This is a genomic window from Sphingomonas aquatilis, assembly GCF_014196115.1.
In the GTDB taxonomy this organism is placed as follows: Bacteria; Pseudomonadota; Alphaproteobacteria; order Sphingomonadales; family Sphingomonadaceae; genus Sphingomonas; species Sphingomonas aquatilis.
Map to the genome: position 1 here is coordinate 61,054 of NZ_JACIDB010000006.1, position 17,851 is coordinate 78,904.

20 protein-coding genes and 1 tRNA gene are annotated in these 17,851 nt (G+C 68.4%); 4 read left to right on the forward strand and 17 right to left on the reverse strand.

All coding sequences use genetic code 11. The annotated features are described in order from the left end of the window. Positions 1-17 precede the first annotated feature (17 nt). A complete protein-coding gene (locus GGR47_RS13510; RefSeq protein WP_183949556.1) occupies positions 18-818 on the reverse strand; it encodes a hypothetical protein in 801 nt (266 codons plus the stop codon). A gap of 97 nt (positions 819-915) precedes the next feature. Further along, the gene (locus GGR47_RS13515) at positions 916-2,256 is read right to left on the reverse strand and encodes a S8 family serine peptidase (RefSeq protein ID WP_147037447.1); all 1,341 of its coding nucleotides are present in this window, start codon (positions 2,254-2,256) and stop codon (positions 916-918) included. Between the two features lie 106 nt (positions 2,257-2,362). Here GGR47_RS13515 and GGR47_RS13520 point away from each other — a divergent pair, with 106 nt between their 5' ends. Next, a complete protein-coding gene (locus GGR47_RS13520; protein ID WP_020486481.1) occupies positions 2,363-2,821 on the forward strand; it encodes an RNA polymerase sigma factor in 459 nt (152 codons plus the stop codon). 3 nt (positions 2,822-2,824) lie between these two features. After that, positions 2,825-3,490, forward strand: coding sequence for a hypothetical protein (locus tag GGR47_RS13525; protein ID WP_221204797.1), 666 nt, complete (start codon positions 2,825-2,827; stop codon positions 3,488-3,490). Here the strand turns inward: GGR47_RS13525 and GGR47_RS13530 are convergent. The 15 genes from GGR47_RS13530 to GGR47_RS13600 all read right to left on the reverse strand — a co-directional run bounded on the left by GGR47_RS13530 (position 3,487) and on the right by GGR47_RS13600 (position 15,964). After that, a complete protein-coding gene (locus GGR47_RS13530) occupies positions 3,487-3,915 on the reverse strand; it encodes a DUF6628 family protein (protein WP_017978635.1) in 429 nt (142 codons plus the stop codon). The two genes, GGR47_RS13525 and GGR47_RS13530, sit on opposite strands and share 4 nt — an antisense overlap. A gap of 68 nt (positions 3,916-3,983) precedes the next feature. Continuing rightward, entirely contained in the window at positions 3,984-5,297 is a 1,314-nt protein-coding gene (locus tag GGR47_RS13535) for a bifunctional folylpolyglutamate synthase/dihydrofolate synthase (RefSeq protein WP_147036507.1), read from the reverse strand. A gap of 28 nt (positions 5,298-5,325) precedes the next feature. Next, positions 5,326-6,180 carry an acetyl-CoA carboxylase, carboxyltransferase subunit beta gene (gene accD / locus GGR47_RS13540; RefSeq protein WP_147036508.1) on the reverse strand — a complete coding sequence of 285 codons (855 nt, stop codon included), beginning with the start codon at positions 6,178-6,180 and terminating at the stop codon, positions 5,326-5,328. Beyond that, positions 6,177-6,977, reverse strand: a complete 801-nt coding sequence (trpA, locus tag GGR47_RS13545; RefSeq protein ID WP_147036509.1) for a tryptophan synthase subunit alpha — start codon at positions 6,975-6,977, stop codon at positions 6,177-6,179. The genes accD and trpA overlap by 4 nt, the downstream gene beginning before the upstream one ends. Continuing rightward, positions 6,974-7,147: a hypothetical protein gene (locus GGR47_RS13550; RefSeq protein ID WP_167509752.1), complete on the reverse strand. Its 174-nt coding sequence runs from the start codon at positions 7,145-7,147 to the stop codon at positions 6,974-6,976. Before GGR47_RS13550 ends, trpA begins: the two co-directional genes overlap by 4 nt. Next, on the reverse strand, positions 7,144-8,376 hold the full coding sequence (gene trpB, locus GGR47_RS13555; protein WP_147036510.1) for a tryptophan synthase subunit beta: 1,233 nt from the start codon (positions 8,374-8,376) through the stop codon (positions 7,144-7,146). Before trpB ends, GGR47_RS13550 begins: the two co-directional genes overlap by 4 nt. Further along, positions 8,373-9,008, reverse strand: a complete 636-nt coding sequence (locus GGR47_RS13560) for a phosphoribosylanthranilate isomerase (RefSeq protein WP_147036511.1) — start codon at positions 9,006-9,008, stop codon at positions 8,373-8,375. The genes trpB and GGR47_RS13560 overlap by 4 nt, the downstream gene beginning before the upstream one ends. 129 nt (positions 9,009-9,137) lie before the next feature. Continuing rightward, positions 9,138-9,497 (reverse strand): VOC family protein, encoded by a 360-nt coding sequence (locus GGR47_RS13565; RefSeq protein ID WP_147036512.1) that lies wholly within the window; start codon positions 9,495-9,497, stop codon positions 9,138-9,140. Positions 9,498-9,499: 2 nt separating this feature from the next. Further along, positions 9,500-10,171, reverse strand: a complete 672-nt coding sequence (pyrF, locus tag GGR47_RS13570) for an orotidine-5'-phosphate decarboxylase (protein WP_147036513.1) — start codon at positions 10,169-10,171, stop codon at positions 9,500-9,502. Continuing rightward, positions 10,168-10,473 (reverse strand): lipopolysaccharide assembly protein LapA domain-containing protein, encoded by a 306-nt coding sequence (locus GGR47_RS13575; RefSeq protein ID WP_147036514.1) that lies wholly within the window; start codon positions 10,471-10,473, stop codon positions 10,168-10,170. The genes pyrF and GGR47_RS13575 overlap by 4 nt, the downstream gene beginning before the upstream one ends. 54 nt (positions 10,474-10,527) lie before the next feature. Beyond that, complete coding sequence (locus tag GGR47_RS13580) at positions 10,528-12,819, reverse strand: patatin-like protein (protein WP_147036515.1); 2,292 nt, start codon at positions 12,817-12,819, stop codon at positions 10,528-10,530. Next, positions 12,819-13,529 (reverse strand): endonuclease/exonuclease/phosphatase family protein, encoded by a 711-nt coding sequence (locus tag GGR47_RS13585; RefSeq protein WP_147036516.1) that lies wholly within the window; start codon positions 13,527-13,529, stop codon positions 12,819-12,821. Before GGR47_RS13585 ends, GGR47_RS13580 begins: the two co-directional genes overlap by 1 nt. A gap of 67 nt (positions 13,530-13,596) precedes the next feature. Further along, positions 13,597-14,490 carry a hypothetical protein gene (locus GGR47_RS13590; protein WP_147036517.1) on the reverse strand — a complete coding sequence of 298 codons (894 nt, stop codon included), beginning with the start codon at positions 14,488-14,490 and terminating at the stop codon, positions 13,597-13,599. A gap of 32 nt (positions 14,491-14,522) precedes the next feature. Further along, positions 14,523-14,598 (reverse strand) — tRNA-Thr (locus GGR47_RS13595). A gap of 49 nt (positions 14,599-14,647) precedes the next feature. Beyond that, the gene (locus GGR47_RS13600) at positions 14,648-15,964 is read right to left on the reverse strand and encodes a replication-associated recombination protein A (RefSeq protein ID WP_147036518.1); all 1,317 of its coding nucleotides are present in this window, start codon (positions 15,962-15,964) and stop codon (positions 14,648-14,650) included. Between the two features lie 558 nt (positions 15,965-16,522). Between GGR47_RS13600 and GGR47_RS13605 the strand changes: the two genes are divergently transcribed. Together GGR47_RS13605 and GGR47_RS13610 are read left to right on the forward strand one after the other, a co-directional pair. Beyond that, a complete protein-coding gene (locus tag GGR47_RS13605) occupies positions 16,523-17,143 on the forward strand; it encodes a PadR family transcriptional regulator (protein ID WP_147036525.1) in 621 nt (206 codons plus the stop codon). Further along, on the forward strand, positions 17,140-17,445 hold the full coding sequence (locus tag GGR47_RS13610; protein ID WP_147036519.1) for a DUF2218 domain-containing protein: 306 nt from the start codon (positions 17,140-17,142) through the stop codon (positions 17,443-17,445). Before GGR47_RS13605 ends, GGR47_RS13610 begins: the two co-directional genes overlap by 4 nt. The last annotated feature ends 406 nt before the right edge of the window (positions 17,446-17,851 follow it).

A 17,851-nucleotide genomic window follows, 5' to 3' on the forward strand; every position in this document is an offset into this window, starting at 1 on the left:
ATGCGACGGATCGCGGGTCAGTTGACGCTCAGGCTACCGCTGCCCGAGGCGCTGCCGCTGGCCGAGGCCGAGCGGTTGCCCGCGGTCGCGGAGCCGCTGCCATTCGCCGAGCCCGAACCGGCAAGCGATAGGCGCGTGCCGTTGGCCGCGCCGTTAGCAGCGCCTCCGGCGGCGAGGGCGCCTTCGTTCACCCGGTTGCGGGTGGCATTGGCCGCCGTCGTGGTGCGGTCGCGGGCGATCGCCGCCGTGGCGGCGGCGCGATCGCGCACGGCGCCGGCGGTCGAGGTCGCCCGGTTGCGGGCTGCCGTCGCGGTGGTCGTAGCGCGATCGCGCGCGGCGCCGGCCGTTGCCGCCGCGCCGTCACGGGCGCCGCGGACGGTGTTGGCGACCTGATCGGTGCCGACCAGCTGCGCGTCGACGCCGCCGTTCGCGCTGCCGCTGGCCGAACCGCTCTGGCTCAGCGCCCCGTTGAGCGCGCCGCCCCGCGGGCCGGTCGCGCCGAGCGCGCCGTCGGTGCTGCGGCTGACGCTACCGGCGAGGCCGCCATCGGCGCTGGCGCGGCCCGAGCGGGTGTCGATCGAGCGGCTGCCATGCGCCCGTGCCGTACCGTTGACGGTGTTCGACACGCGGCCGCTCGTCTGCCCAACGGTCGAGCCGAGCTGGCCTGCGCCGTTCAGCGTGCCCGACACGGCGCCGCCAAGGTTGCCGGCACCGCCCAGCATGCCACCGACGCCGCCACCGCCCAGCAGCTGCGCCGAAGCGGGGGCCGTCATCAGCATGGTCGTCGCGATCAGGGCGAAACGGATCGTGGGGGTCATGAGAAATCTCCTTTCGTCCGAGCCGGGGTGGGGGACTGCCCGGCTTCCGAAAAGGACAACGATGGACCTTTTCGGTTTAATCCCGGCATCGCGAAAATTATTTCAGGCCGACCACCCTCGGGGGCGTGCGGCACGTGTCGCAGACGATCCCGCGGCCGATGCGGCCGCTGCCGGGCTTGGCCTCCGCGGCGAGCGCGGCAGGCGTTCCGACACGGGCGAGCGTCGCGGCGACGAGGGGCGCGGCGAAGCTGGTGCCGCGCAGCACCTCCCACCCGCCGCCGGGCACCGCTCCGACCATGTCCGCGCCCGGTGCCGCGTAATCGAGATGGAGCGGCTTGCCGGCCTCCATCAACGCCTTGCCCTTGGCGTCAACGCCGGTGACCGCGATCACATCGGAGTAGGAGGCGGGATATTGCGGCGGGGCGGCAGGGCCGTCGTTGCCGACCGCGGCGACGACACGGATGCCCTTGGCGGTCAATGCACGAATGCCTGCCGCGAGCAGCGGGTTAGGCGGGCCGACCAGGCCGATGTTGACGACCTTCGCGCCATTCTGGGCGAGCCAAGACGTGGCGCGGACGATGGCGACGGCCGAGCCGTTGCTCGCCGATCCGCCATAGACGTCGGCGACGAGTAATCCGGCACCGGGCGTCGCGCCATGGAAGGCGCCGCTGCGGCCCACCATCAACGACGCGACGGCGGTGCCATGGCCGCTGGGCTTGGCCTCCCCCGCAAAGCCGCGTTGCTCGATGGCGATGCCGGCAAAGGCGGGATGGCGGCCGACGCCGCCGTCGATCAGACCCATGCGCAACGGGGCGCTGCCGATCGCCGCGCCGCCGCCCGCCAGCGCGCCGGCCATCGCCGCCAGCGGTACGTGCGCGGGTTCGTAGATCGCGTCGAGCGCGTAGGTGCCACCGGGATCGAGCGCGCGCAGCGCCTCGATTGCCTTGCGCACCGGCTTGCCGCGCGGGGGTGCCAGTATGGATGTGCTGACATCGAGGCCGTCGATCGTCTCGGTGCTGGTCAGCGTAAAGCCCGCGGCCTTCGCCTTTTCGAGCGTGTCGGGTGAGAGGGCCAGCGCGAGGATCACATCGCGCCGCACCGGATTGCCGTCGTCATCCACGTCCAGCGTCGCGCGGTTTTCGCGGACCAGTGCGCGCAGGCGTTCCTTGCGCAGCGCCAGTAGGTCGCGGGGGCTGAGCGCACGCAACGCGCCGTCGGCCATCAGCAGCGGCCCGCCGAGACCGGACGCCACGCCCTGCGACAGCGCGTCGGACGCCTGTTGCCGTGATCCGAGCATGCTGCCCGTGGCACGCTGCACGGTGTCGGTGACCCCGCCGAGCGGTGTCCCCAATCCGCCTGCCGGCAGGCCACCGCCCAGCAGCTGCGCCGCAGCCGGGCTGGCCAGACCGATCGTCAGCATCAGCGCCCATCGCTTCATCTTTGTCTTCCTTTTTTGGCTCGCTCCATGGATGAAACGACCGCCGGGTGACGTTTCATCCGCATGGACGAAGGACAGGGCCACTTTGGACGAAGTCGAGCGACGTTTGGCAAGCCTGTTGCCGCGGCTGAGGCGTTTTGCCCATGGCCTGGCACGCAGCGGCCCCGATGCCGACGATCTCGTGCAGGCGGCGGCGGAGCGCATGCTGAAGGCGCGCGATCAGTGGCAGCCGGGCACGCATTTCGAGGCCTGGGCCTATCGCGTCGTCCGCAATCTGTGGATCGATACGGCGCGATCCCGCCAGCGCCGCGAGGCGGTGCATGCGCCCGAGGAACAGGGGATGCAGGTCGGCGTGGCGGGCGATGCCGAGGCGCGGGTCGAACTGTCCTACTTGATGCGGGCGCTGGACCGCCTGCCGGACGAGCAGCGCGAGGCGGTGGTGCTGGTGATGATCGAGGGCAAGAGCTACGCCGAAGCGGCGGAGGTGCTCGAGGTGCCGATGGGCACGCTGACCAGCCGGCTGGTGCGCGGGCGGCAGGCATTGATGGCGGCGGTGGAGGCTTGAGCGATGGGTGCTGATCCGGTGGACGAAGCGGCGATCATCGCCTGGGTCGACGGCGAACTGACCGGGGCGGAGGCCGCGCGGGTCGAGGCCGCGGTGACGAACGATGCCGACTGGCGTGCGCTCGCCGACCGGCACCGTCGGATGAAGGCGCGCTTTGCCGCAGCCTTCGATCCCTTGGCGCGGCCGCCGGCGGAGGTGATTTCGCTCGCCGACGTGCGGGCGCGGCGCGCGGCGAACGCGGCGCCGGCGCCCAGCCACGGCTGGCGGCGTTGGGCGGCGGGCGGCGCGATCGCGGCGAGCCTGGTGGTCGGGCTGTTCGTCCTGCAGGATCGGGGCGGGGCGCCTGGTGGCGACGTGCCGGCGCCGGTGGCCGTGGCGCTCAACGATCAATTGTCGGGCGATGCGGGCCCGGTGCGGGTCGCTTTGTCGTTCCGCGACAGGAACGGGCAATATTGCCGCAGCTTCACGGGGGAAACGCTGTCCGGAATCGCGTGCCGCGCGGGCACGGACTGGCAGATGCGCTATACCGCGCCCGGATCGGCGCCCGCCACCGATTATCGCATGGCGGGGACCGACGGCGCCCGGGCGACGGCGATCATGGGCATGATCGCCGGTGAGCCGCTCGACCGCGCGCAGGAAGACGCCGCGCGGCGGGCGAACTGGCGCTAGACGCAGATCGGGCGACCGTCGTCGGCCCATGCCGCACTGACCGCGGCGAGGCTTGCCAGCACCGGATCGACGCGACGCACGCCGAGCAGGTCGCTCATCAACAGCCGGGCGGTGTCGGGCGCGGTCTCGATGCGCGCGATGACGGTCAGCAAGGCGCGCTCGGCGGCGGTCATGCGGGCGCAGCAGCATGGCGCGATCGCGATCGTATCCGCGGCGGTCGAGGCCAGATCCGTCATCAGTGCGCGCATCAGCACCAACGGGCGGCGAAAGCCCTCGCCGAACATCGTGAACAGCGCATGCGTGGCGCGCGCGTCGTGCAGCCCATGCGCACCCATGCGGCGCAGCGCGAACAGCGCGATGCGCGCGTTGGGGCAGGCGGGTAGCGCATGCGGCAATGCTGCGACGGTCGTGGTGATTTCGGACATGCGGCGACTCCTTCGTTCGCCGCCGACAGTCTTAAATCCGCTATTGCAAGTCAATCGCAATTAATCGGTCAGTCGGGCGCCTCGTCGTTGCGGGCGAGCGCCTCACCGGCGAGGTAGAGCGAACCGGCGATCAGCACGACGTGCGGCGGCTCGGTAGCCAAGCTCTCCAGCGCTGTTTCCAAGCTATCCGCGGACGTCGCGGAAACGCCAAGCCGCTGGGCCACCGCGGCGAGGTCCGCCGGCGCATGGCAGGCGTGATTCGGCACGGGTACCGCAACGACACGTGACACCATCGGCGCGAGCAGCCGTAGCACACCCTCCGCATCCTTGTTCGACAGCATGCCGAGAACGAGCGTGACGGGGCGGCCATCGGCGATCCGGTCGAGGCTCTGGGCGACCGGGCGGGCTGCGGAGGGATTATGCGCGCCGTCGAGCCACAATTCGCTGCCGTCGGGAAGGCGCGCGTGGAGCGGGCCGTGGCCGAGCCGCTGCATACGTGCCGGCCATCGCGCCCATTCTGCCGCCGCGCGCATCGCGGCTTCGGGAACGTTGATCGCGCCCTGATGCCGCAGCATGGCGAAAGCGAGCGCGAGGTTGCGCGTCTGGTGCGGGCCGACGAGGCGTGGGCGCGTGCTGACCAGGGTGAAGCCGGTGTCGCGGTAGCGGACGGCATTGCGACTGGTGTCGCTCCACCACGCCGCGTTGCGGGCGATGACGGGCGCCCCCGCCGCGTCGGCCACCGCCGCGATGCGGGCGGTGCAGGCGGCGGAATAGTTCATCGTGACGAGCGGCACGTCGGCCTTGGCGATTCCCGCCTTCTCACCGGCGATGTCGAACAGGCGGTTGCCGAGGAAGGCCTCGTGGTCCATCCCGAGCGCTGCAATGCCGGTGACGGCTGGGCGGCGGATAACGTTGGTCGCATCGAGCCGACCGCCCAGGCCCACCTCGACGATCGTCGCGGCGGCGGGCGTGCGGGCGAAGGCGAGGAAGGCGGCGGCGGTCGTGATCTCGAAGAAACTGGCGCCGATGCCCTCCGCATGATCCAGCACGTCGGCCAGCAACGCGGCGAGCGATGCGTCGTCGATCAGCTTGCCCGCGATGCGGATGCGTTCGTTGAACCGCACCAGATGCGGACTGGAGAAGACGTGGACGTCATGCCCCGCCGCCTCGATCGCAGCGCGCAGGAAGGCGCAGGTGGAGCCTTTGCCGTTCGTGCCGGCGACGTGAAACACCGGCGGCAACGCGTCCTGCGGGTTGCCGAGCCGGTCGAGCAATCGCGTGATCCGCTCCAGGCCCAGCACGTCGGCCCCGGGCGACAATGCCCAGAGCCGGTCGAGCTGTGCCTGCACGGCGGGATCGGTCGAGATGGCGTGATCCGGCACGGTGGCGTCCCGATGCGGCTGGTTGGCGTCAGGCGGCGCGGGCGGCCGTCAGATAGCCGATCACCGTCGCGAGCTGGTCGCGCAGATTCTTCCGGTGAACGACCATGTCGAGCATGCCGTGATCCAGCAGATATTCGGCGCGCTGGAATCCTTCGGGCAGCTTTTCGCGGATCGTATTCTCGATCACGCGCTGGCCGGCGAAACCGATGAGCGCGTTGGGTTCGGAAATCTGCACGTCACCCAGCATCGCATAGCTGGCGGTCACGCCGCCGGTCGTCGGATCGGTCAGCACAACGATATAGGGCAGGCCGGCGTCGTGCAGCATCTGGATCGCGACGGTGCTGCGCGGCATCTGCATCAGGCTGAGGATGCCTTCCTGCATGCGCGCGCCGCCGGCAGCGGTGAAGATGACGTAGGGGGCCTTGTCGGCGATCGCCGCCTCGACGCCGCGGACGAAGGCTTCGCCGACCGCGAGGCCCATCGACCCGCCCATGAAGCCGAAGTCCTGCACGCCCATGACGACGCGGTTGCCCAGGATCGTACCGCGCGCGTTGATGAGCGCATCCTGTTCCTGCGCGGACGTGCGTGCCGCCTTCAGGCGATCGGTGTAGCGCTTCGAATCACGGAACTTGAGCGGATCTTCCGGCACGCGCGGCGCGGGCAGTTCGCTGCAGCTGCCTTCGTCGAGGATCTGCTTGAACCGCTCCTTCGGCCCGATGCGCTCATGGTGATCGCACTTCGGGCAGACGTACAGGTTCTCCTCCAGTTCGCGGGTGAAGATCATCTGCCCGCAGCCCTTGCACTTGTGCCAGAGGTTTTCTTCCGACGTTTCGCGCTTGGTGCCGAAGGGGAGGGCGTTGCGGACGCTGGTAATCCAGCTCATCGATTTACCTTTCGCGCAGAGGCCAGTGCCTCGCTCAGCGATTGAACATAGGTGCGGACGGCGTCGGGCGCATCGGCGCCGTGCTGCGCCACGATCTCGACGATCGCGGAGCCGACGACGACGCCATCGGCGACGGCGCCGATCGCCGCGGCCTGCGCAGGCGTGCGGACGCCGAAGCCGACCGCGATCGGCAGGTCGGTCGCCGCCTTCAGCCGCGCGACGGCGTGGTCGATCGAGCCTTGTGCCGCCTGTTGCAGGCCGGTGATGCCGGCGACGGAGACGTAATAGAGGAAGCCGCTGGCGCCATCCAGCACCTGCGGCAGACGCGCGGCGTCCGTGGTCGGCGTTGCGAGGCGGATCGGGTCGATGCCCTTCGAACGCAAGGCAGGCCCGAGCGCGTCGTCTTCCTCGGGGGGAATATCCACGCAGATCACGCCATCGACGCCCGCCTGTGCCGCAGCCTCGGCGAACCAGTCGGCGCCACGACGGAGCATCGGGTTGGCATAGCCCATCAGCACCAGCGGCACGTCGGGATGGCGCGCGCGGAAAGCGGTCGCGATCGACACGATGTCGGCGGTGCGCGTGCCCGCAGCCAGGCTGCGGATATTGGCGGCCTGGATCGCGGGGCCGTCCGCCATCGGATCGGTGAAGGGCATGCCCAGTTCGATCACGTCCGCACCGCCCGCGACGAGCGCGTCGAGGATTGCGCCGGTGGCGTCAGGCGTGGGATCGCCGGCGGTGACGAAGGTCACGAGCGCGGGATGGTCTTTGGCGAAGGCGTCTGACAGGCGGCTCATGGGCGCTTTCCTCCCTGTACCAGCCGCGAGGCGCCGATGCCGAGGCCGATGGCCAGCGCAGACACCAGATGCGTGTTGCCATCATAGCCGCGCAGGACGAGGCTCACCACGCCCGCCACGGCCGCCGCCACGACGATGCTGGTCAGCCCTTGTCGCCAGTCGAGGGTCATATCGCCACCCCCAGCGCATTGGCGACGGTGAAGATGTCCTTGTCGCCGCGGCCGCACAGGTTCGCGAGGATGATCTGGTCGCTGCGCATGGTCTTCGCGCGCTTCGCGACGGCGGCGATGGCGTGGGCGGGTTCGAGTGCGGGGATGATGCCCTCGGTCCGGCAGAGCAGCTGGAAGGCGTCGAGCGCCTCGACGTCGGTCGCATTGGTATATTCGACGCGGCCGATGTCGCGCAGCCACGCATGTTCGGGACCGATGCCCGGATAGTCGAGGCCGGCGGAGATCGAATGGCCCTCGGCGATCTGGCCGTCCTCGTCCTGCAACAGATAGGTCTTGTTGCCGTGGAGCACGCCGGGGAAACCGCCCGCCAGGCTGGCGGCATGTTCGCTGCCTTCGAGGCCATGGCCCGCCGCCTCGACGCCGAGCATGCCGACATCGGGATCGTCGAGGAAGGGGTGGAACAGGCCGATCGCGTTCGACCCGCCGCCGATCGCGGCGACGAGCAGGTCGGGGAGCTTGCCCGTGCGTTCGAGCAATTGCGCGCGCGCTTCACGGCCGATGATGCTCTGGAAGTCGCGCACCAGCTCCGGGTAGGGGTGCGGGCCGGCGGCGGTGCCGATGATGTAGAAGGTGTCGTGGACGTTCGCGACCCAGTCGCGCAGGCCCTCGTTCATCGCATCGGACAGCGTCTGCGCACCGCTGGTGACGGGGCGGACTTCGGCGCCGAGCAGCTTCATGCGGAAGACGTTGGGCTGCTGCCGCTCGACGTCCTTCGCGCCCATGTAGATGACGCAGGGCAGGCCGAAGCGCGCGCAGACCGCCGCGGTGGCGACGCCATGCTGGCCGGCGCCGGTTTCGGCGATGATCCGCGTCTTGCCCATGCGGATCGCGAGCAGGATCTGGCCGATGCAATTGTTGATCTTGTGCGCGCCGGTGTGGTTCAGCTCGTCGCGCTTGAACCAGACCTGCGCGCCCATGCTGGGCTCGGCGCCGTCCCGCAGCGCGTCGCTGAGGCGCTCGGCATGATACATCGGGCTGGGACGACCGACGTAATGCGTCATCAGATCGTCGAACTGCGCGGCGAAGGCCGGGTCCGCCTTGGCGGCGCGATATTCGCGCTCCAGGTCGAGGATCAGCGGCATCAGCGTTTCGGCGACGTAGCGGCCGCCGAACTGCCCGAAGTGACCGCGATCGTCGGGCTGCGCGCGGAAGGAGTTGGGGGCGTTCATAGCTGCGCCGCTTTAAGGAAGGCTGCGATCTTGTCCACATCCTTGACCCCCGGTGCGCTCTCGACGCCGGAGGACACGTCGACCAGCGGTGCTCCGGTGCGACGGATCGCCTCGGCCACGTTGGCAGGATCGAGACCGCCGGAGAGCGCCCAGGGCAAGGGGGGACGGACGCCGTCGAGCAGGCTCCAGTCGAAGCGCAGGCCCATGCCGCCTGGCAGCGCGGCGCCGTCCGGCGTCTTGGCATCGTACAGGATGCGGTCGGCGGCGCCGGCGAAGTCGCGCGCGGCGTCGAGGTCGGTGCGGGTCTTTACGGCGACCGCCGCCCAGGTCTCGCGACCGATGCGCGCGCGGATCGCAGCGACGCGGGCGGGGGCGGTCTTGTGGAGTTGCAGGGCGTCGAGCCGGCCGGCGTTGATCGCGGCGTCGAGCAGCGCGTCGTCGGGATCTACGAACACGCCGACGCGGGACACGGGGGAGGGGACCTGCGCGGCCAAGCCGGCGGCTCGATCGAAGGCGAGGTTGCGGGGCGAGGCCGCGAAGAAGACGAAGCCGACGTGGCTCGCACCGCCTGCGAGGGCGGCGCCCAGCGTGTCGGCCGTCGTCAGGCCGCAGATTTTGGTCAAGACGGGCATGGGGTCGCTATACTGCGATGTGTGCGGCGCGGAAGGGGTGGTTTCGTACACGTCTCCGGTCGCGCGCGCGGTGGCAACCTATCGCATTCTCGTTGGCCTGGACGGGCGCAGCACTGTCGCAGCGGCTGGCTAGTTGGATGCTGGCACGTCTTCACATACGTGCCACAGCACACCTGCGGGATCGACCAACATGCCGACGCGCAGGCCCCATGGCTTCATCTCAGGCGCAGCGGGGGGCCGGACGCCAAAGCGCTCTGCCAAGGTCGCGGTGCGTTGCCACCAGTCGTCGAGATCACGGACAAACAGCTGGAGCATGGAATTGCCCGCCCAATCCTCGACATAGTAATTCTGGAGCAGGATGCCCGCTCCCTCGTAATCGTAGATTGCAAGGTCGGCGTCGGCGTAGACGAGGATGAAGCCGATCGCTTCGTAGAAGGCGCGCGACTGCGCAAAGTCCTTTGCAGGGAGGAAAGGACGAACCAGCGCCACGACTACAGCGTCGCGCCGATCGCGCGGGCGGCGGCGTCGGGGTCTTCCGCCTGGGTGATCGGGCGGCCGATGACGAGGATCGAAGCACCGGCGTCGAGCGCGGCGCGGGGGGTGACGACGCGCTTCTGGTCGCCGGCGCTGCCGTTGGCGGGGCGGACGCCGGGGACGACGAAGAAGCCCTTGGGCCAGGCCGTTTTGGCCGCGCGCACCTCTTCGCCCGAACAGACGATGCCGTCGATGCCGGCTTCGTGTGCGAGATCGGTGAGGCGCAGCACCTGATCGTGCGCGCTGCCCGTGATGCCGGTGGCGGTGAGATCGTCGGCGTCGAGGCTGGTCAGCATCGTGACCGCGACCACCTTCGTATTGAGCGGGGCGGCGGCCTTCGCATCCTCCAGCATCGCGCGGCCGCCGCTGGCGTGGACGGTGAGGATCGCGGGTTCGAGCGGCCCCAAAGCCTGGATCGCCTTGGCGACGGTATTGGGGATGTCGTGCAGCTTCAGGTCGAGGAAGATCGGTAAGCCGAGCTTCGCCATCTCGTGTACGCCGTGCTGCCCATGGGCGCAGAAGAATTCGAGGCCGAGCTTGATGCCACCGACATGGGTGCGGGTGCGTGTGGCTATCGCCTTGGCGCGGGCGAGATCGGGGGTGTCGATCGCGACGTAGATCGGGCTCATGCGACGGGCTCTTCGACGATGGCCGGCGTTGTGACGGGTGTAGCGACCGGCAGCGCACGGGCGTCGGCCAGCATGCGTTCGCACGTTGTCAGGCGCTGGCGCAGCCGCCAGCGGACCGTGCCGAGGTACAGGTAGGTCGGTACGAAACCGATCAGGAACGTCACCAGCAGCAGCAGCGGCAGGTTCACGTCGGCGATCAGGCCGCTCCACAGATTGATCTGGACGCGCGTCCAATTGCCATAGGTGAACAGCGCCGCGACGAACGCGAGCAGGAACCAGAACAGGATCTTAAGGAACTGCATGCAACACTCCTGAGGTGCGCGGGAGGGTAGCCGCAGAGGCCGAGGAAGGCCAGCCTATCCGATTTCGACACGCAGGCTGGCGAACAAGGCGGGGATGGCGGTGAGCCGCGGTTCCTCTTCGTCGAGGATCGCGCGGAAGGCGGCGCGCTTGATCGCGGCGACGCGGCCGGCCTTCATCCGGACGGTGGCGGGCAGCGTCGACACGCAGATGTCGATCATCCGTTCGGCGCCGTGCAGGCGACCCCACAGATAGTCGTTTTCCCGATAGGCGCGGCTGAAGAAGGCGCCGAAGCTGTTGAACTGAATGCCCTTCAGCGTCGCCTCCGCGCCGCCGGAGCGGATCGCGACGGCATCGTCGGGGGCGATGCGATCGACCTTGATCGGATCGAATTCGTCGAGCCCCTCGCCCTGAAGCAGCGGCAGCGTCGCGGTGTCGAAATAGGGGAAGCCCAAATAGGTGAGCAGCAGTGAGCGGCGGGTGGTCTTGTCGACCGTCGCCAGTGCCTCGGCCAGCCGTTCGTCGGTGGCGGCATCGAGCGCGGTCAGGTCGAGCACCTGGGCCAGCGCATCGAGCAACGGTGCGGCGTCCTGACCGCGCATCTGGCGGACCAGCATGCCCAGGTGCAGGTGGTCGTCGGCGCGCTGCCGATCGAGATAGGTCGCCAGCGAGGCATAGATCGCTTCGCGCATCGCAGCCGTGCCGCTGGCATCCTCCGCCTCGCCATCGATCTCACCAAGCCGGCGCGCCATCAGCCGCAGGCGCCGGATGCGGAAACCGATGTCGAAGGTGCGCAGGAAATCGATCGTCGCGGCGCTTTCCTTACCCGAGAAGCTGGGCGCCGCGCCGCCGAAGCCGCGTTCGGCGATCGCCGCCTCGATCGCCGAGCGGATGCGTTGCCAGCGCTGCTGCCCCAATTCGCCGCCGACGCGGTAGAGCAGCGCGGTGATCGTCGCGACGACGTCGCTCAGCTTCAGATGGCCATAAGCGGCGTAGCTGTAGCCGGCGCGCGTGGCGGCGGCGGTCTGCGCGCGGCGGCGCCAGGCGACGAGGCGCGCGGGCGTCGGTCGGTCGAGGAACAGGGTGTGGCCGAACAGCGCCTCGATCTCTTCGTCCACTGCCGGGCGCAGGGCGGTGACGATGCCGCGCATCCGGTCGATCCGCTGCGAGCGGGCGGCGATGGCGTCGAGATTGTCGCGGATCGGCTGCTGGCGGGGCAGATCGCTCAGCGCGCCGAGGATGGTCTGAAAGAAGCCGGGCGCTTCGCCGGGCGTGCCGAGGCGGATCTTGATGCCGGGCGAGGGGTCTATGTAGACGAAGCGGCGGTCGATCTCGCGGCGGGCGGGGCGTTCCTTCAGCGCGTCGATCGCGGGGCGAAAGGGCGCGTTGGCGAGGACGGATCCGTCGATCAGCACGGCCTTGTCGACCTGCCGCGCGGCATATTGGCGCGGCAGCGATCGGCGCAGGAAGTCCTCGCGACCCGGCCATGCCACGTCCCGCTCGGCGAGCACGCCGTCCAGCTCGCCGACGGTGAAGGGCGGGAAGGCGCCGGGAAAGCTCGAGGTCGCCCGCGCGGCGAAGGCGAGTTCGGGGATCGCGCCGATCGTGCCGGTGGCGCCGTGATCCGAAAAGCCCAGCACGATGCGATGTTCGGTTTCGAGCACCTCGGGCGGGGAGTTGAGCTTCAGTCGCTCGGGATGGCCCGTGAAGTCGGTGCAGGTGACGAACAGGTCGAGCGGCTGGCTGTCGGGCAGCAGGCGCGGGCCGGCTTCGCTGCGCGCCATGGCATCGAAGGCGTCGAGCAGCAGGCCAGTGAAGGTAGCGCCGCCGAACGGCGGTTCGAACCAGCGCGAGCGGACGAAATGCGACAGCTTGGTGCGCACCTCGTCGCGCGTGGCGTCATCGAGCGCGGCGACCGAATCGGCGCTGCGCCCGGCGGCGACCCAGGCGAGCGGCAGCGCCCACATCTTCGAAAAGCGGCTGGCCGGCGCGGCCTCGGGATCGATCAGCGCCTCGACGTCCGCCGAGGTGAGCCAAAGGTCGGTCAGCGGTTCCAGGCTCTGGCCGGTCGTAATCGCCTGCGCGAGGAAGATGCCGTTGATGCCGCCCGCAGACGCCCCGGCGATGATGTCCGCGAGGACGCGGAAACGGATGCCGGCGAGCGCCTCCATCTCCTCGAGCAGTGCCCGATAGACACCCTGCGTGCCGTCGGCTGGCGGCTCACCCGCATGCGCGGCACGGCTGGCGCGGACCATGCGCCACACCTCCTTGGTGATCCCGTGCATATAGACCGCGAGGCTGATGCCGCCGTAGCAGACGAGCGCGAGGCGGAGCTCCTTTTCCCGCATCAGGGTGCCACGGCCAGCGTCGCCCAAATGGGCAGATGGTCCGACGTCTTGCGCGCCGCGGCGCTGGCGTGGACGCCGCAGTCGGTGACGGTCAGGTCGCGCGACACCATGATCCGGTCGAGCCGCCCGACCGGCCGGCGCGAATGGAAGCTGGGGCCGGTCGCCGCCATGCGATAATCGCGGCCGAAGTCGCGCAGGCACCCGGCGGCGGCGGTCCATTCGTTGAGGTCGCCCATCAGCACGGTCGGACGCCGCTCGCTGCATCCGTCGACATGCGCGCAGATCGCAGCGGCCTGCCGCCGGCGCCACAGCCCGGACAGGTCGAGGTGCATGCCGACGATGCGGAACACGCCGGCCGCCGTGGCAATGTCGGCCATCACTGCGCCGCGGGGTTCGAGCGCGGGCAGATGGATGGGGGTGTGGTGGACGATCTCGGCGCTCTTGCGGACGAGGATGACGTTGCCATGCCAGCCCATCGACAGCGCGCGCATGCCGAAGGGCACGGGCTTCCAGTCGCTGTGGTCGTCAAGCAGGTGGAGCGGCAGCACCGATTCGCGGGTGCCGAAACGGCGGTCGGCCTCTTGCAGGGCAATGACGTCGGCATCCACCTCGCGCAGCACCTCCAGCACGCGTTCGGGGTTGCGCCGGCGGTCGAGGCCGATCCCCTTGTGGATATTATAGCTGGCGACCTTCAGGGGACGAGAAACCATTGCGGAGGCGTAACGCCGGGCGACCGAGTTTGTGCCGATAGCTGTCCGCCCCCGTGATGCAAACCAATTACCAGGAGATGTCCACCTCGCCGGAGTGGAAAGTGAGCGGAGTGGCGGCATTTAACGGCAGGCCTCTGGGACCATCGGCAGACGTTACGAAGCGCGTCAGCTCGGTACGGGTATTACCGGCGTGGTCGACGTATTCGACGGCAACCGTCAGAAAAAAACAATGTGTGCCGGCGCGTATGTTGCTCCAGGCGGTAGGTGTTATTGATAGAGAAATCGTAGATGATGTCTTCATCGTGGGATGAAGGATTTTGGTCAATCCCTCCATTTGTCCGACCGCCGGGCAGTTGGTAATCGGATAGGGCAGGACATTAATCAGGATGTTCGAGCGAAAATCAATCGCCGGGGTCGAACCGAAGTTCCTAAAATCGATGGAAGCCCCATAGGACGCACCGCCGTCGTGGGTGTGCGGCGCGATGTGGTACATGGCGGCCTTAATTCCAACATACGCTCGCAGCTGTCGCAGCGTTTGTTCGGCGGTGATTGCGACCTGACGCTCCGCCGACTCGGCGTTGCGCTTCGCGAGGGATAGCGCCCGCTCGGTATCGATGGTGGCATCGGCAGCAATACGCGCGGTCTTTCGAGCATAGAACAATGTGCCGATCATGCCGATTGGCGCGACGATCAACGACCCCAACGCCCAGCGCTCCGATTGATTGGCAGCATGCGCGGCTATCCATTGGGCGCAGATTTCCCCCGGTATGCGGGACTTGGTCACTTGGCAGGTTTGGTGGAGCGCGGAATCGATCGGGTTTCCAGCTGATGGAGCCGGCGTAGCATACCGCGATGCGGCCAAATAGCCGAGCAGCGCGCTGAAAACGATCAGGCCGCAAAGACAGCACAAAACGAGCGCGTGCCACTGATTTTGCGGCGATCTTTCGCTTGTGTTCGCCAAATACCGGTCCCTTCTCTTCGTGACCAGTTTGATGGTGCCGAGTGCAGGGATCGAACCCGCGACCTTCGGTTTACAAAACCGCTGCTCTACCAGCTGAGCTAACCCGGCGCGGCACGCCCCATGCGACAGGCGCGCGCCATAGTCCAGAGGGCGTGCGTCACCGCCGTTTCGCACGCAGGCCGTTCCAGTGCGCGAGGCGTTCCTGCAGGCGTGCTTCGAAGCCGCGGCCGGTGGGTTCGTAGAACGTCTGCGGCGGGAGTCCGTCGGGCCAATAATTGGCGCCGGAAAAGCCGTCCTCGGCATCATGGTCGTAGGCGTAGTTCGCGCCATAGCCGATCTGCTTCATCAGCTTGGTGGGGGCGTTGAGGATGTTGGCAGGGGGCATCAGGCTGCCGGTTTCCTTCGCCGAGCGCCATGCGGCCTTTTGCGCCTTGTAGGCGGCGTTCGATTTGGGGGCGGTGGCGAGGTAGAGGCACGCCTGGGCGATGGCGAGTTCGCCTTCGGGGCTGCCGAGGAAATCGTATGTGTCCTTCGCCGCGATGCACTGGACCAGCGCCTGCGGGTCGGCGAGGCCGATATCCTCGACCGCGGCGCGTGTCAGGCGGCGCAGGACGTAGAGCGGTTCCTCGCCCGCGGTCAGCATGCGGGCGAGATAGTAGAGCGCGGCCTGCGGGTCGGAGCCGCGGATCGATTTGTGGAGCGCGCTGATGAGGTTGTAATGCCCCTCGCGATCCTTGTCGTACACGGGCACGCGGCGCTGGAGGAAGGCGGAGAGGCCGGCCGGATCAAGCGGTTCGGGCAGGTCGACCGAGAACAAGGTTTCGGCCTGGTTGAGCAGGAAGCGGCCGTCGCCATCGGCCTGCGCGATCATCGCGGCGCGGGCATCGGGCGTGAGGGGGAGGGGGCGATCCTCCAGTTCCTCGGCGCGGGTCAGGAGCTTGCCGAGCGCTTCGGGCCCGAGGCGGTGGAGGATCAGCACCTGCGCCCGACTGAGCACGGCGGCGTTGAGTTCGAACGAGGGGTTTTCGGTGGTCGCGCCGACGAGCGTCACCGTGCCGTCCTCGACATAGGGCAGGAAGCCGTCCTGCTGCGCTCGGTTGAAGCGGTGGATTTCGTCTACGAACAACAATGTGCGCTTGCCTAGGCGGGCATGGTCCCGCGCCTCGGCGAACGCCTTCTTGAGGTCGGCGACGCCCGAGAAGACCGCGGAGATGGCGAGGAAGCGCAGGCCCACCGCGTCGGCAAGCAGGCGCGCGATCGTCGTCTTGCCGGTGCCGGGCGGCCCCCAGAGGATCATCGACGACAGGCGGCCGGCGGCGACCATGCGGCCGATGGCGCCTTCGGGACCGGTGAGATGCTCCTGGCCGACGACCTCGGCCAGCGTCTGCGGGCGCAGGCGATCGGCGAGCGGGGCGTCGGCGGCCGGTGGGGTGGGGGTCGGCTCCGGTTCGAGGCCGGTGAGCAGGTCTGCCATGACGGTCAGATAAGGCGTGGGGAGTGGGGCGTCACCCCCATCGCGGTCGGGGGGGCGGTCCGCCGTTTTGCGCGGCATGGATAACGTGAACACTTTCGCGAGACGACCGAGGTCGATCGTTTCCATTCTGGTGGCATTGGATCGCGACGTGCGAGAGCGCGGGGCATGTTGCAGGCGTAATATGGTGCGCGCAGTGTAGGACAGCTGCCGGGGGTTCCGCCCTTCCGATCCGTTACGCCAACTGTGCTCCAACACGGGCTTGGACCAAACAATTTTCGACGCAATTGTAAGTCCTCCCCCGCAAGGGGGAGGTGGCGCCGCCGAAGGCGGTGACGGAGGGGGCGGACGGGAGCGTCTCCTATAACCAAGCGCTACCCTTACCTCCCCCTCCGTCATGCCTGCGGCATGCCACCTCCCCCTGGCGGGGGAGGACTTCGGGCCTTCGCGAATGTCGATCTACCGGAACCGCCGCACCCGCTAAAAATATATCTTGATCGGGCTTGCGATCCAGCTTCTGTGATATATCTTGAGTGCATCGAAATACACAAAGGACGCATGATGTTTGGTCATGGACATGAACACCGCCATGGGCGGGGATATCGCCACGCACGCGATCACGGTTTCGGACCGCGCGGGGGCTGGGAGCAGTGGGGCGAGAAGCTCGACCAGCGTTTTGCCGAGGTGTTCGGCGAAGGGCGTGGCGGCGGCGGGCGGAGCCGCCGGATGTTCGATGGCAGCGAATTGCGGCTGGTGCTGCTGAAGCTGATCGCGGACGAACCGCGCCACGGCTATGAGTTGATCAAGGCGGTCGAGGAGTTGACCGGGGGCGCCTATGCGCCGTCGCCGGGCATGGTCTATCCGGCGCTGACGATGCTCGCCGACATGGAATTGATCGCCGAGCAGGCGTCGGAGACGACGCGCAAGCGCTATGCGATCACCGAGGCGGGTGCCGCGCACCTCGCCGAGAATGCGGAGCTGGTCGCGGCGCTGATCGCGCGGCTGACCGACGTCGGCGAGCATCGCGCGCGGGCCGATCGCGCGCCGATCCGGCGGGCGATGCGCAACCTGCGCACGGTGCTGCAGAACCGGCTGGAGGCGGGCGACCTGTCAGAAGAGGCGGGGCATGATGTGGCCGAGCTGATTGACGAGGTCGTGCGCAAGATCGAGCGGCTGAAGTGAGCGGCGCGTCCCACATCTCCGTCGTTCGCGTGCCGACGCATTCGGCAAGCCGCTATCTCCAGCAGCTTGCCAAGCACTGGAGCCACAAGATGACGGTGGTCTTCACCGAGGAAGAGGGGACGATCACCTTTCCCAACGGATCGGTGCTGGCGATGCAGGCGGACAGCGAGAGCCTGGATCTGGTGCTGACCGTGCCCGAGGGCGAGGACATGGGCCGTATGCGCGAGGTGGTGGCAAGCCACCTCGACCGGTTCGCGTTTCGCGAGGCGCCGCTGACGTTCGATTGGCGGGAGGGGGAGTGACCCATTGGCTTCGTCGTTCGCGCGAAGACGAGAAGACGCGACGTAGAAAGAAGATCGGGTGACCGCGGAGGCGCGGCGAGGAAGAGGGGGCGTCGCTGTCCTCGATCGAAGGGACGGCAGGAGTCCTCAAATCCTACCTTCCGTCATTCCCGCGGAGGCGGGAATCCATAACCTCTGACGTTTCGCTTCCATCGCAGACGTTAGCGTGTTTGGATTCCCGCCTTCGCGGGAATGACGTATGTGGGTTGGGGGCGCGGATCGTGTGACGGCGTTGGTAGGGCCTTTGAGGGGGGGGGCATTGCTGCCGGCACGCGAGATTCGTCACCCCGGACTTGGTCCGGGGTCCACCGGGCCGCAGGGGGGCGATAGAAACTCCGGCCGTTCCCCTCGCCGCGGAGTGGACCCC

What these genes read in the sequence shown, in the direction of transcription:
- trpA (WP_147036509.1), bottom strand. Translation starts at nt 6,977, where the DNA reads ATGAGCCGCCTGTCAGACGCCTTCGCCAAAGACCATCCCGCGCTCGTG.
- GGR47_RS13605 (WP_147036525.1), top strand. Translation starts at nt 16,523, where the DNA reads ATGTTTGGTCATGGACATGAACACCGCCATGGGCGGGGATATCGCCAC.
- GGR47_RS13580 (WP_147036515.1), bottom strand. Translation starts at nt 12,819, where the DNA reads ATGCGGGAAAAGGAGCTCCGCCTCGCGCTCGTCTGCTACGGCGGCATC.
- GGR47_RS13585 (WP_147036516.1), bottom strand. Translation starts at nt 13,529, where the DNA reads ATGGTTTCTCGTCCCCTGAAGGTCGCCAGCTATAATATCCACAAGGGG.
- GGR47_RS13525 (WP_221204797.1), top strand. Translation starts at nt 2,825, where the DNA reads ATGGGTGCTGATCCGGTGGACGAAGCGGCGATCATCGCCTGGGTCGAC.
- pyrF (WP_147036513.1), bottom strand. Translation starts at nt 10,171, where the DNA reads ATGAGCCCGATCTACGTCGCGATCGACACCCCCGATCTCGCCCGCGCC.
- GGR47_RS13550 (WP_167509752.1), bottom strand. Translation starts at nt 7,147, where the DNA reads ATGACCCTCGACTGGCGACAAGGGCTGACCAGCATCGTCGTGGCGGCG.
- GGR47_RS13515 (WP_147037447.1), bottom strand. Translation starts at nt 2,256, where the DNA reads ATGAAGCGATGGGCGCTGATGCTGACGATCGGTCTGGCCAGCCCGGCT.
- GGR47_RS13600 (WP_147036518.1), bottom strand. Translation starts at nt 15,964, where the DNA reads ATGGCAGACCTGCTCACCGGCCTCGAACCGGAGCCGACCCCCACCCCA.
- accD (WP_147036508.1), bottom strand. Translation starts at nt 6,180, where the DNA reads ATGAGCTGGATTACCAGCGTCCGCAACGCCCTCCCCTTCGGCACCAAG.
- GGR47_RS13510 (WP_183949556.1), bottom strand. Translation starts at nt 818, where the DNA reads ATGACCCCCACGATCCGTTTCGCCCTGATCGCGACGACCATGCTGATG.
- GGR47_RS13575 (WP_147036514.1), bottom strand. Translation starts at nt 10,473, where the DNA reads ATGCAGTTCCTTAAGATCCTGTTCTGGTTCCTGCTCGCGTTCGTCGCG.
- trpB (WP_147036510.1), bottom strand. Translation starts at nt 8,376, where the DNA reads ATGAACGCCCCCAACTCCTTCCGCGCGCAGCCCGACGATCGCGGTCAC.
- GGR47_RS13530 (WP_017978635.1), bottom strand. Translation starts at nt 3,915, where the DNA reads ATGTCCGAAATCACCACGACCGTCGCAGCATTGCCGCATGCGCTACCC.
- GGR47_RS13560 (WP_147036511.1), bottom strand. Translation starts at nt 9,008, where the DNA reads ATGCCCGTCTTGACCAAAATCTGCGGCCTGACGACGGCCGACACGCTG.